15 protein-coding genes are annotated in these 11,106 nt (G+C 73.5%); 7 read left to right on the top strand and 8 right to left on the bottom strand.

What is annotated here, in order from left to right:
• Positions 1–91: 91 nt before the first annotated feature.
• Entirely contained in the window at positions 92–589 is a 498-nt protein-coding gene (gene ybaK / locus ACXJKG_RS14650; RefSeq protein WP_456846481.1) for a Cys-tRNA(Pro) deacylase, read from the bottom strand.
• Positions 590–661: 72 nt separating this feature from the next.
• Here ybaK and ACXJKG_RS14645 point away from each other — a divergent pair, with 72 nt between their 5' ends.
• A complete protein-coding gene (locus tag ACXJKG_RS14645) occupies positions 662–1,060 on the top strand; it encodes a YccF domain-containing protein (protein ID WP_456846480.1) in 399 nt (132 codons plus the stop codon).
• A gap of 3 nt (positions 1,061–1,063) precedes the next feature.
• On the opposite strand, the gene ACXJKG_RS14640 is transcribed toward ACXJKG_RS14645, so the two are convergent.
• The 3 genes from ACXJKG_RS14640 to ACXJKG_RS14630 are packed head-to-tail and all read right to left on the bottom strand — an operon-like array spanning position 1,064 to position 4,333.
• Positions 1,064–1,327, bottom strand: a complete 264-nt coding sequence (locus ACXJKG_RS14640) for a hypothetical protein (RefSeq protein WP_456846479.1) — start codon at positions 1,325–1,327, stop codon at positions 1,064–1,066.
• A gap of 42 nt (positions 1,328–1,369) precedes the next feature.
• The gene (locus ACXJKG_RS14635; RefSeq protein ID WP_456846478.1) at positions 1,370–1,762 is read right to left on the bottom strand and encodes an MmcQ/YjbR family DNA-binding protein; all 393 of its coding nucleotides are present in this window, start codon (positions 1,760–1,762) and stop codon (positions 1,370–1,372) included.
• Between the two features lie 3 nt (positions 1,763–1,765).
• Positions 1,766–4,333: a DEAD/DEAH box helicase gene (locus ACXJKG_RS14630; RefSeq protein WP_456846477.1), complete on the bottom strand. Its 2,568-nt coding sequence runs from the start codon at positions 4,331–4,333 to the stop codon at positions 1,766–1,768.
• 69 nt (positions 4,334–4,402) lie between these two features.
• Between ACXJKG_RS14630 and rnhA the strand changes: the two genes are divergently transcribed.
• Complete coding sequence (gene rnhA, locus ACXJKG_RS14625; RefSeq protein ID WP_456846482.1) at positions 4,403–4,831, top strand: ribonuclease HI; 429 nt, start codon at positions 4,403–4,405, stop codon at positions 4,829–4,831.
• A 2-nt stretch (positions 4,832–4,833) separates the two neighbouring features.
• On the opposite strand, the gene ACXJKG_RS14620 is transcribed toward rnhA, so the two are convergent.
• Positions 4,834–5,397: a hypothetical protein gene (locus ACXJKG_RS14620; protein ID WP_456846476.1), complete on the bottom strand. Its 564-nt coding sequence runs from the start codon at positions 5,395–5,397 to the stop codon at positions 4,834–4,836.
• 59 nt (positions 5,398–5,456) lie between these two features.
• Positions 5,457–6,227: an MBL fold metallo-hydrolase gene (locus ACXJKG_RS14615; RefSeq protein ID WP_456846475.1), complete on the bottom strand. Its 771-nt coding sequence runs from the start codon at positions 6,225–6,227 to the stop codon at positions 5,457–5,459.
• Positions 6,228–6,315: 88 nt separating this feature from the next.
• Between ACXJKG_RS14615 and ACXJKG_RS14610 the strand changes: the two genes are divergently transcribed.
• From ACXJKG_RS14610 to ACXJKG_RS14600, 3 genes are all read left to right on the top strand, one after another.
• Complete coding sequence (locus tag ACXJKG_RS14610; RefSeq protein WP_456846474.1) at positions 6,316–7,194, top strand: oxygenase MpaB family protein; 879 nt, start codon at positions 6,316–6,318, stop codon at positions 7,192–7,194.
• Complete coding sequence (locus tag ACXJKG_RS14605; protein ID WP_456846473.1) at positions 7,191–7,925, top strand: glutamine amidotransferase; 735 nt, start codon at positions 7,191–7,193, stop codon at positions 7,923–7,925. The genes ACXJKG_RS14610 and ACXJKG_RS14605 overlap by 4 nt, the downstream gene beginning before the upstream one ends.
• A 66-nt stretch (positions 7,926–7,991) precedes the next feature.
• On the top strand, positions 7,992–9,356 hold the full coding sequence (locus ACXJKG_RS14600) for a ferredoxin reductase family protein (protein ID WP_456846472.1): 1,365 nt from the start codon (positions 7,992–7,994) through the stop codon (positions 9,354–9,356).
• Positions 9,357–9,381: 25 nt separating this feature from the next.
• Here the strand turns inward: ACXJKG_RS14600 and ACXJKG_RS14595 are convergent, their stop codons facing one another.
• On the bottom strand, positions 9,382–9,633 hold the full coding sequence (locus tag ACXJKG_RS14595) for a hypothetical protein (RefSeq protein WP_456846471.1): 252 nt from the start codon (positions 9,631–9,633) through the stop codon (positions 9,382–9,384).
• Between ACXJKG_RS14595 and ACXJKG_RS14590 the strand changes: the two genes are divergently transcribed.
• Positions 9,626–9,895 (top strand): FMN-binding protein, encoded by a 270-nt coding sequence (locus ACXJKG_RS14590; RefSeq protein ID WP_456846470.1) that lies wholly within the window; start codon positions 9,626–9,628, stop codon positions 9,893–9,895. The genes ACXJKG_RS14595 and ACXJKG_RS14590 overlap by 8 nt on opposite strands.
• A 3-nt stretch (positions 9,896–9,898) precedes the next feature.
• Positions 9,899–10,636 carry an FAD:protein FMN transferase gene (locus tag ACXJKG_RS14585; protein ID WP_456846469.1) on the top strand — a complete coding sequence of 246 codons (738 nt, stop codon included), beginning with the start codon at positions 9,899–9,901 and terminating at the stop codon, positions 10,634–10,636.
• Here the strand turns inward: ACXJKG_RS14585 and ACXJKG_RS14580 are convergent.
• Positions 10,608–11,106: sensor histidine kinase (locus ACXJKG_RS14580; RefSeq protein WP_456846468.1), on the bottom strand; the 499-nt coding region annotated here is incomplete at its 5' end. The genes ACXJKG_RS14585 and ACXJKG_RS14580 overlap by 29 nt on opposite strands.

Genomic DNA, 11,106 nt, shown 5'->3' with positions numbered 1-11,106 from the left:
CGCGGGTCGCGCCCGGCCGCCCGGGCCGCCGCGGCCACCCGTCGGCGCACCTGCGCCAGCCGGCCGCCCAGGCCGTGATCGTCCACGCCGGTCAGCCCTTCGCGATGTCCGCGACCACGGCCGCGGTGAGGCGCACCAGGTCGTCCGGGGCGAGCTCGACGTCGAGGCCGCGCCGGCCGCCGGAGACCAGGACGGTGTCGAACAGCCACGCGGTCTCGTCGACGACCGTCGGGTGCGGGGTCCGCTGGCCCAGCGGCGAGATGCCGCCGACGACGTACCCGGTCGCGCGCTCGGCGTCCGGCTTCGCCGCCATGGTGGCCTTCTTCGCGCCGACCGCGTGCGCCAGGGCCTTGAGGTCGAGCTGGCCGGTGACCGGCACGACGGCGACCGTGAGCGTGCCGTCCACCACCGTCATCAGGGTCTTGAACACCTGCTCGGCGGGCACCCCCAGCGCGTCCGCGGCCTCGAGCCCGTAGCCCAGCGAGCTCGCGGGGTCGTGCTCGTACGCGTGCGCCGTGTGCGGGACGCCGGCCGCGGCGAGCGCGACGAGCGCGGGGGTGCCGACCGGGGTGTGCTCCTTCTTCGCCACGTCGCAACGATAGGGGCCGATCAGGGTGCTCCCGGATACCGCCCACGACCGCGCAGGGTGCAGGCTGGCCCGGTGAAGACGCTGCTGAACATCATCTGGCTCGTGCTCGCCGGGCTGTGGCTGGCCATCGGGTACGTGATCGCCGGGATCATCTGCTGCATCCTCATCGTCACGATCCCGTTCGGCATCGCGTCGTTCCGGATGGCCAGCTACGCCCTGTGGCCGTTCGGGCGCACGGTCGTCGACAAGCCCACGGCCGGAGCCTGGTCCGTGATCGGCAACATCATCTGGGTGATCGTGGCCGGCTGGTGGCTGGCGCTCATGCACATCGTCACGGGCATCGCGGAGGCGATCACGATCATCGGGATCCCGCTCGCGCTGGCGAACTGGAAGATGGTGCCCATCTCGCTGTTCCCGCTGGGCAAGCAGATCGTCCCGTCGGACCGGATCATGGCCGCCTACGGGCAGTGAGGCCTACCGGCCGACGAGCTGGATGACGATCAGGTAGATCAGCGCGCCCGCCGCGACGCCGGTGCCGGCCGCGAACCAGGTGGCCGGGTTCCTGCCGCGGAGCTGGAGCACCATCGCGGTCACCACGAGCGCCACCGCGACCAGGAGCGCCACCAGGTTCTGCAGCACGAACGAGGACACCAGCGCGGCCGCCAGGCAGGCCAGGAACACGAACCGCGGTGACCTCCCGCGGCGCTCGGACGGCTGGGTCGCCGGGTCTGTCGCCATGCGCGAACGGTAGCCGGTCCGCGGGCGTGCTCGGTCGGCGTCTCAGCCGGGACCGCCGGGGTGGGCGTCCAGCCACTGCGCCGCGAGCCTCCGGGGTGACTGCGCCAGCCACGCCTCCGTGAGCAGGTCCCGCAGCTCGGGCACGTCGATGACGTCGAGACGCACGAGGATCGCCGGGTAGCCGTGGAAGTGCGGCGTCGTGAAGTAGACGTCGGGCAGGCGGGCGATCAGCTCGTCCTTGGCCTCGAGCCCGGGCACCCGCGCGCAGAGGATCGGTCCCTCGGGGGTCGACGCGCCGAGCGCCTCCCGGTCCTTCACGCGCAGCGGCCGGTCCCACGCGAGCGGCTTGGACCGGACGCTCCAGTCCAGCCCCGACCCCTGCGACGTCTCCGGCAGCGCGGCGATCTCGCGACGGACGTCGTCCCAGGTGGCCATGCCTCAGCCTGTCAGGTCTCCCAGAGGCCCGACCACCGCGATCCGCAGCTGCACCTCGCCGGTCTCGTCGGATCCCGCCAGGTCGACCACCGCGTCGATGCGCCAGTCGTGGTCGCCCTCGGGGTCGTCGAGCAGCTGGCGCACCTGCCACGAGCCGCGGCCCGGGGTGACCTGGAACAGTGCCGGGCCGCGCGCCGGGGCGCCCGTGAGGATCTCGTCGTGGTCGTCGTAGAACGGGTCGAGCGCGGTCCGCCAGCGGTCGGCGTCCCACGGCACCTCGTCGGGGTCGAGGTCGCCCAGCTGCGCGAGACCGCCGTAGTACTCGCGCGCCGCGAGCTCGACCCGACGGAACAGGGCCCCGCGGACGAGCGCCCGGAACACGCGCGGGTTGGCGGTGATCGGCTCGGGGACGTCCTCGTCGATCCCGCCGGGGGCGTCGGCGCCGTGCTCGTCGAGGGGGTTGCTGAGCCGCTCCCAYTCGTCCAGCAGGCTCGAGTCGGTGCGCCGGACCAGGTCGCCCAGCCACTCGATGATCTCCCACAGCTCCTCGGTGCGCGCCTCCTCCGGGACCGTCTGGCGCAGGGCCCGATAGGCGTCGGCGAGGTAGCGCAGCAGCACGCCCTCGGTCCGGTCCAGCTGGTAGTACGCGACGTACTCGGCGAAGCTCATGGCGCGCTCGTGCATGTCGCGCACCACGGACTTGGGGGACAGGGCCAGGTCCGCGACCCACGGGTTGGTCTGCCGGTAGGTGACGAACATGGCCTCGAGCAGCTCCGCGAGCGGCTTGGGGTAGCCGACGTCCTCGAGCAGGGCCATGCGCTGGTCGTACTCGAGCCCGTCCGACTTCATCTGCGCGACGGCCTCGCCGCGGGCGCGGTTCTCCTGCGCGGAGAGCACCTGGCGGGGGTCGTCGAGAGTCGCCTCGATGACCGAGACGACGTCGTGCGCGTACGCCGGGTCGTCGCGGTCGAGCAGGTCGAGAGCCGCGTACGCGAACGGGGACAGGGCCTGGTTGAGCGCGAAGTTCGGCGCCAGCTCCGCCGTGAGCTGCACCGCCCGGCGGCGCCCGTGCGGAGCCGTCGGGTCCTCGACCCAGGGGCGCTCGATCACGCCGGCCGCCCGCAGGGAGCGGTACACGGCGATGGCCTGGCGCACGTGCCTGCCCTGTGCGCCCGGCGGCTCGTGGTTGTCGGTGAGCAGCTTCGTCATCGCCGCGACCGGGTCGCCGTCGCGGGCCAGCACGTGCAGGACCATCGCGTGCGACACGGCGAAGCTGCTGGTCAGGGGCTCAGGCGGGGCGTCGCGCAGGCGCTCGAACGTGCTGTCGGTCCAGTTGACCTGCCCCTCGGGGGCCTTCTTGCGGACGATCTTCTTCAGCTTGCGGGGGTCGTCGCCCGCCTTCTCCAGCAGCTTGCGGTTCTCGATCACGTGCTCCGGGGCCAGGACGATGACCTCGCCGACGGTGTCGAAGCCCGCCCGGCCGGCGCGGCCCGCGATCTGGTGGAACTCGCGTGCGGACAGGTGCCGCATCCGGACCCCGTCGTACTTCACCAGGCTGGTCAGCAGCACCGTGCGGATGGGCACGTTGATGCCGACGCCGAGCGTGTCCGTGCCGCAGACGACCGGCAGCAGACCCTTCTGCGTCAGCCGCTCGACCACCCGGCGGTACTTGGGCAGCATCCCCGCGTGGTGCACACCGACCCCGTGCCGGAGCAGCCGGTTGAGCGTGCGCCCGAAGCCCGGACCGAACCGGAAGCCCGCGATCTCGTCGGCGATCCGGTCCCGCTGCTCGCGGCTGGCCAGCGGCGTCGACATGAGCGACTGCGCCCGCTCGACGGCCTCCTTCTGCGTGAAGTGCACGACGTAGACGGGGGCGCGACGCGTCTTCACCAGCTCGTCCAGCAGCTCGTGCAGCGGCTCGATCGCGTAGGTGAACGTCAGCGGCACGGGCCGTTCGGCGTTCGCGATGACGGCGACCGGCTGGTGGGTCCGGCGCGTGATGTCCTCGGCGAAGAAGCCGACGTCGCCGAGCGTCGCGGACATGAGCACGAACTGGACCGTGCTCAGCTCGAGCAGCGGCACCTGCCACGCCCAGCCGCGCTGCGGGTCGGCGTAGAAGTGGAACTCGTCCATGACCACCTGGCCGACGTCGGCGTCGTCGCCGTCGCGCAGGGCCACGTTGGCCAGGATCTCCGCCGTGCAGCAGATGATCGGGGCGCCCGGGTTGACCGCCGAGTCGCCGGTCATCATGCCGACGTTCGCCGAGCCGAAGGCCTCGACCAGCGCGAAGAACTTCTCGCTGACCAGCGCCTTGAGCGGGGCGGTGTAGTACGTCCGGCGGCCCTGGGCCAGGGCGACGAAGTGGGCCGCCACGGCGACGAGCGACTTCCCCGAGCCCGTCGGGGTGGACAGGATCACGTGCGCGCCGGTCACCAGCTCGAGCAGGGCCTCGTCCTGGTGCGGGTACAGGGTCAGCCCCTGGTCGTCGGCCCAGCCGGTGAAGGCCTCGTACAGCGCGTCGGAGTCGGTGGGATCGGCCGGGATGCGATCGGCCAGCGTGGGGGTGCTCATCGTGCGTCGATGGTCCCATGCGCGCCGACGTCTAGGGTGTGGGCCGTGAGCGAGCGACCGGCCGTCGACATGTGGACCGACGGCGCCTGCAAGGGCAACCCGGGGGTCGGTGGCTGGGGTGCCTGGATGCGCTACGGCGAGCACGAGCGCGAGCTGTTCGGCGGCGAGCCGCTGACCACCAACAACCGCATGGAGCTCACCGCGGTGATCGAGGGCCTGCGCGCGCTGACCAAGCCGTGCACCGTGACGCTGCACGTGGACTCGACCTACGTGATGAACGGCGTCACCAAGTGGGTCGCCGGCTGGAAGCGCAACGGCTGGCGCACCGGGGACAAGAAGCCGGTGAAGAACCAGGAGCTCTGGGAGGCCCTCGACGCCGAGGTCGCCCGGCACACCGTCGTCTGGGTCTGGGTCAAGGGCCACGCCGGGGACCCGGGCAACGAGCGGGCGGACCAGCTGGCCAACCGGGGCGTCGAGCTGGTGCGCGCCGGCGGCTGAGGTCAGGCCCAGCGCCAGGACGCGATCATGGCCTCGACCGTCGGCTGCCAGGTCGCGTCGTCCGGGCGGTGCGACCACTCGACCAGGTAGAGGCGCCCGTCGTGCTCGACGGCCCACTGCGTGATGGTGACTCCCGCCGTCAGCACCAGGTCCTTGCGCACCGCCACGCCCAGCGCGCTGTGCTCGATCACCGGATCCCCGACGACGTGCGAGTCCTCCGGATCCCGCCGCTGCCAGTCGGTGTAGCTCTCGAGCGAGCGGAACACGTCGACGGGTTCCAGCCAGAGGATGCCCACGGAGGAGAGCGTCGGCGGAGCCGCCAGCGGGATGGTGTAGAGGTTGCCGCCGAGCTCGCCCTGCGCGGGGGCGTCGAGAGAGAACGCCGTCCCGTCGTGGCCGCCGGCGACCACGTGCGCGGGCAGGTGGATACCGGTGGGGGGTGCCAGCGTCTCGACCGCGAGGGGCGCCAGCGGCGCGGGTGACCGGTTCAGCCAGACGGCAGTGCCGGCGCCCGCCAGGACGAGGCCCACGGCGAGAGGCACGAGCAGGCGACGGTGGGCGAGCACCGGCTCATCGTGGCGTGGACGCGGTCGTCCGGGTGTCGGGTCCCGGGCGGCTCACCCGATCAGCCCATCTCCGCCGCCCGGCCGCTCTCGAGCCAGCGCACGTCCGCGCCCGTCGCCGCCAGCGCCGGCTCGATGACGTCGCGGCCCTGCCGGAAGTGCGACCAGCCCTCGTAGTGCACGGGGACGACGACCCGCGGCCGCAGCAGGCCGACCACCTCGGCGCCCTCGCGCGCGGTGAACGTGTAGCGGATCGGACCACTGATCCCGAACTGGACGGCGCCCAGGTGCAGCACGGCCACGTCGACCGTCAGCCGGCGCGCTACGTCCCGCACCGCCTCGCACAGCACGGTGTCGCCCGAGACCCAGACGGCGACCTCGTCGGCGCCCGAGCGCTTGATCGCGAACCCGGTCACGTCGCCGACGATCGGGCGGCTGAACCGCGGTCCGTGCCGTCCGGGGGTCGCGATCACGGTGAGCGACGGCCGGTCCGGGCCCTCCAGCGTGGTCGTGCGCCACGGCTCGAGGCCGACGGCGTTGCCACCGAGGCGCCGCGCGGCGGGCACGGTGGTGAGGACCTTGCCGACGGACGGCAGCAGCGCCCGGCCGGCGTCGTCGAGGTTGTCCGCGTGCTGGTCGTGGGTGAGCAGGACGGCGTCGATCGGGCCGAGGTCCTCCAGGCTCACCGACGGTCCGGCGACCTTGGTGCCGTGCGATCCCCAGCCGAACGAGTACCCGCGGCCGGGCGCCTCGAACGTCGGGTCGGTGAGCAGCCGCCAGCCGTCGATCTCGATGAGCAGCGTCGGACCGCCGACGTGGGTGAGCGTGGTCATGGGGGTCAGCATGGCGTGACCGGGCGGGGACGGTACAGCGCGACCTACCATCGACGGGCAGGGGGAGCGCCGAGCGGGAGGAGCCGTCGTGCAGAGCCTCGCCGCCGTGCGGGACCGGGCAGGGACCCAGCTGTTCCTGCGCGTCGCAGGACCGGACGGGCTGGCCAGCCGCGAGCGCATCCACGGCACGCCCGGCCCCCGCTGGTACCCGCCCGGCTCGGCCATCCGGACCGTCCACGGCGACGCCTCGATGTTCGTCGGCGGCATGCGGGCGCTGCTGCTGCAGTCGCTGCACCCCGCGGCGATGGCGGCGGTTGCGGCGCACTCCGGGTACCGCGGCGACCCGTGGGGGCGGCTCGCGCGGACCAGCACCTTCCTGGCGGTCACGACGTTCGGCACCATCGACGACGCGACGGCCGCGATCGACCGGGTGCGGTGGGTGCACGAGCGGATCCGCGGTACGACCCCCGAGGGGCTCGAGTACTTCGCCGGGGACCCGACCCTGCTGCGCTGGGTGCACGTGGCCGAGGTCGACAGCTTCCTGCGGTCGCACCGCGTGTACGGGCAACGCCCGCTCGACGCCGCGGGGGCCGACGAGTACGTCGCTCAGGCCTCGCGCGTCGCCGTCGCGCTCGGCGCCGAGCGGGTGCCCGAGTCCGTCGCCGAGCTGGGCAAGGCGCTCGAGGAGTTCCGCCCCGCGCTCGCGCCGTCGACCGCCGCGCGCGAGGCCGCCGACTTCCTGCTGCACGAGCCGCCGGTGCCGCGCACGCTGCGGCCGGGCTACACGATGCTCGCGCGGGCCGCCGTCGCCTCGATGCCGGCGTGGTCGTTCGAGCTGCTCGGCCTGGACCGCCCCGGTCGCGTCGGGCTGGCGGCGGCACGGACGGCGGGCGGGGTCGCGACACGGTCGATCCGCTGGATGCTCGGGCCGGAGGACGCGAGCAGGGTGACGACGGGCGCGAGATGAAGCCGTTCCTGCTGCTCAGCTCGCGCGCCGAGGACGTCGCCGCGGACGGGGAGGAAGCCGCCTTCCGGCGGTTCGGCGGGCTGCGGGCCGACGAGCTCGAGCGCGTCCGGATGGAGCAGGCGCCGTTCCTGCCCGTGTCGCTCGATCGGTACTCCGGCGTGATCGTCGGCGGGAGCCCGTTCGACGCCAGCAAGCCCGAGCAGGACAAGTCGCCGGTGCAGCGGCGGGTCGAGGCCGAGGTCTCCACGCTGCTGGACGAGGTCGTCGACCGTGACCTGCCGTTCCTCGGCGCCTGCTACGGCGTCGGCACCCTGGGGGTGCACCAGGGCGCGGTCATCGACGGGACCTACGGCGAGCCCATCGGCGCGGTGACCGTCACGCTGACGGACGACGGACGGGCGGACCCGCTGCTCGAGGCGCTGCCGTCGTCGTTCGAGGCGTACGTCGGGCACAAGGAGGCCTGCCGCGTGCTGCCGGCGAGCGCGGTGCTGCTCGCCTCGTCGGCGACCTGCCCCGTCCAGATGTTCCGCGTGCGGGAGAACCTGTACGCCACCCAGTTCCACCCCGAGCTGGACCTGGCGGGGATCACCACCCGGATCGGGGTGTACCGCGACTACGGGTACTACCGGCCGAAGGAGTACGACGAGGTCGTCGCGCGCGTGCGGACCGCCGACGTGTGGGCGCCGCCGCTGATCCTCGAGGCGTTCGTGCGGCGCTACGCCCGCGACTGAGCGCCGCACAGGTTGCTGACAGGAGACTCGGAGAATCCTCTGAGATCTCGTCGCGAGACTCGTCACATGGCAACGACCACCTGGCAACCACCGGCGACAGCGCCGCGCGTCGCAGAGCCGACGACCAGCCCGCGCAGCGGCGTGCTGCCGGTGATCTGGCTCGGCGTCCTCGCCGTCTCGCTGTTCTGGTGGACGGGCACCGCGTCGACCGTGGGCTCGACCCCCGGCGGCGCGCTGACGGCGCTCGGTGAGCTGGCAGGGCTGCTCGCCTCGTACCTGGTCTGCGCGCAGCTGCTGCTGGTGGCCCGGGTGCCGTGGTTCGAGCGGGCGATCGGGTTCGACCGGCTGGTCGCCTGGCACCGTTCGCTGGGCACCTCGGTCGTGCTGCTGGTGCTCACGCACGTCGCCCTGATGATCGTGGGCGGCTCGTTGCTGGACGGCCTGACGCTGTGGGCCGAGGTCCCCGGCGTCCTCGCCCGGCAGCCCTACCTGTGGCCGGCGCTGATCGGGACCGTGCTCTTCCTCGCCGTCGGGCTCTCGAGCGCCCGGCTGGCCCGCCAGAAGCTCTCCTACGAGGTCTGGTTCGCGATCCACCTCAGCATCTACGCCGGGATCTTCCTGGCCTTCTTCCACCAGGTGGCCGGCGGCACCCACTTCGTCGACTCACCGATCGCGCGGGGGCTTTGGATCCTGCTGTACGCCGGGACGGCCGCCGCGATCCTGACCTGGCGCGTCGTGCTGCCGCTGATGGCGCACCGCCGGCTCGCCCTGCGCGTCTCGGCCGTCGTCTCCGAGGGCCCCGGGCTCGCCAGCGTGTGGCTCGAGGGCCGCGGGCTCGCGGCGCTGGAGGCGCGTGGCGGCCAGTTCTTCCTCGTGCGGTTCCTGGCGCCCGGGCACCTCTGGACCGCCCACCCCTACTCGCTGTCGATGGTGCCGACCGGCGACCACCTCCGGTTCACGGTCGGCGCGCTCGGCGATCACTCGTCGGCCGTCGCCACCCTCCGACCGGGCACGCGAGTGCAGGTCGAGGGCCCGTTCGGGCGCTTCACCGCGGACCGGGCGACCACCCGCAAGGCGCTCCTGGTCGCCGGGGGAGCGGGCGTCGGTCCGGTGCGCGCGCTGGCGGAGGACCTGCTCCGGCGGGGCCACCAGCTGGTGGTCGTGCACCGGGCGCACGACGCCGCCGGGCTCGCGCTCGCGGCGGAGTTCACGCCGTCGCCCAGCCTGACGTACCTGCCCGTGCCCGGTCGGCGCCGTCAGCTGGGGTACGACCCGCTCGACGCCCGGCACCTGCGGGCGCTCGTGCCCGACATCCACACCCGCGACGTCTTCGTCTGCGGCCCACCGGCCATGACCGACGCGGTCGTGCGGTCGGCCCGCGCCCTGGGCGTCCCGCGCACGGCCATCCACCGAGAGGAGATCGAGTCATGACGACACGCTGGCGGGGGACCCTGATCTACACCGGGTCTGTGGCCGCGATGGGGGCCGCAGGATTCGCCAAGTTCGCGGTGCTGGCCCCTGAGCCGACCGCCGCGACCGCGTCCGGGGGCGACTCCTCGACCTCCTCCGGGAGTGCAGCGGGGAGCACCAGCTCGGGCTCCTCGAGCTCGTCCGGCTCCTCCTCGAGCTCGTCGAGCTCCTCCGACTCCTCGGCGCCCACCAGCACCGGCTCGGGAGCCGCGACCACCACGAACGACACGGTGACCATCGTCGGCTCCACGGTGCAGACCCGGTACGGCCCGGTCCAGGTGTCGGTGACGTTCGCCTCCGGCCAGATCACCGACGTGCAGGCCCTGCAGACGCCCGGCGGCCACGGCGAGAGCATCATGATCAACCAGCGGGCCACGCCGATCCTGGCGCAGGAGGTCGTCTCGGCCCAGTCGGCCCACATCGACACCGTCTCCGGTGCCACCTACACGTCGGAGGCCTACGCCGAGTCCGTGCAGTCGGCCATCGACCAGAAGGGCTGACGCGTGCGCCACCTGGAGCTGGTGATGGGCGTGCCGATGTCGGTCGACGTCCGCCACGAGGGCGACGACATCAACGTGCAGGGCGTGGTCCGCGAGGCGTTCGACCGGATGCACGACGCCGACCGTCGGTTCAGCCGGTTCCGTCCGGACAGCGAGGTGAGCCGGTTCGACCGCGGCGAGTGCCCCGAGCCCAGCGCCGACCTGCGCGAGGTGCTCGGCATCGCGGAACGGTTCGAGGCCGCGTCGGGCGGAGCGTTCAGCGTCCGACGGCCCGACGGCTCGCTCGACACCGACGGCGTGGTGAAGGGCTGGGCCGCCCAGCGTGCCGCGGACGTGCTGGTCGCCGCGGGGCTGACGACGTTCTGCCTCAACGCGGGGGGCGACGTCGTCGTCCGCGGGGAGCCGGAGCCCGGCCGCGGCTGGAACGTCGGCGTGCGGGATCCCGCCGACCCGCAGTCGTTCCTCACCGTGCTCGAGGTCCGGGACGGCGCCGTCGCGACGTCCGGCACGTACGAGCGCGGCGAGCACGTCTGGGACGGCCGGACCGGGGAGGTCGCCACCGGGTTGCAGTCCGCGACGGTGATCGCCCCCGACCTCACCACGGCCGACGTGCTGGCGACGTGCGTCCTCGCGATGGGGCCGGAGGGGATCCGGTGGGCCGTCGAGCACGGCGCCGCGGCCGTCGTCGCGGTCGGTGCCGACGGGGCCGTCGTCACGGAGCTGCAGGCAGCTCGAGCGTGACCACGGCGCCGGGTTCGCCGTCCTCGCGTGCCGCGGCGGTCACCGTCCCGCCGTGCTGCGCGGCCACCTCGGCGACCAGGGCCAGACCGATGCCGTAGTGCCGGCGGTCGCCGTCGTCGGCGCTGCCGTCGCGGTGCGAGGCGAACCGGCGGAACAGCTCGACGTCGTCCGGCGGGAGCCCCGGGCCGTTGTCGCGCACCTGGATCATCACCCGCCCCGCGCGCGAGGCGACCTCGACCCCGACCTGCGTGCGGGCGTGGTCGATGGCGTTGTCGACCAGAGCCGTGACCGCCCGGCGCAACGACACGGGGGAGGCGAGCGCACGCGCGCCCGCGTGCCCCGACGACTCCAGCACCACGCCGCGACCCACGGCCGCCGCGCGCGCGGCGTCGACCACCGCATCGACCACGGCGGTGACGTCGACCGGGACGGCGTCGACGGACCGGGCGTCGGCCGCGAGGAGCATGTCG

This window comes from Cellulomonas sp. P5_C6 (assembly GCF_054049635.1).
This window is presented reverse-complemented; position numbering and strand designations above follow the sequence as displayed.

What these genes read in the sequence shown, in the direction of transcription:
- ACXJKG_RS14640 (WP_456846479.1), bottom strand. Translation starts at nt 1,327, where the DNA reads ATGGCGACAGACCCGGCGACCCAGCCGTCCGAGCGCCGCGGGAGGTCA.
- ACXJKG_RS14635 (WP_456846478.1), bottom strand. Translation starts at nt 1,762, where the DNA reads ATGGCCACCTGGGACGACGTCCGTCGCGAGATCGCCGCGCTGCCGGAG.
- rnhA (WP_456846482.1), top strand. Translation starts at nt 4,403, where the DNA reads ATGTGGACCGACGGCGCCTGCAAGGGCAACCCGGGGGTCGGTGGCTGG.
- ACXJKG_RS14615 (WP_456846475.1), bottom strand. Translation starts at nt 6,227, where the DNA reads ATGACCACGCTCACCCACGTCGGCGGTCCGACGCTGCTCATCGAGATC.
- ACXJKG_RS14605 (WP_456846473.1), top strand. Translation starts at nt 7,191, where the DNA reads ATGAAGCCGTTCCTGCTGCTCAGCTCGCGCGCCGAGGACGTCGCCGCG.
- ACXJKG_RS14600 (WP_456846472.1), top strand. Translation starts at nt 7,992, where the DNA reads ATGGCAACGACCACCTGGCAACCACCGGCGACAGCGCCGCGCGTCGCA.
- ACXJKG_RS14595 (WP_456846471.1), bottom strand. Translation starts at nt 9,633, where the DNA reads ATGGTCACCGTGTCGTTCGTGGTGGTCGCGGCTCCCGAGCCGGTGCTG.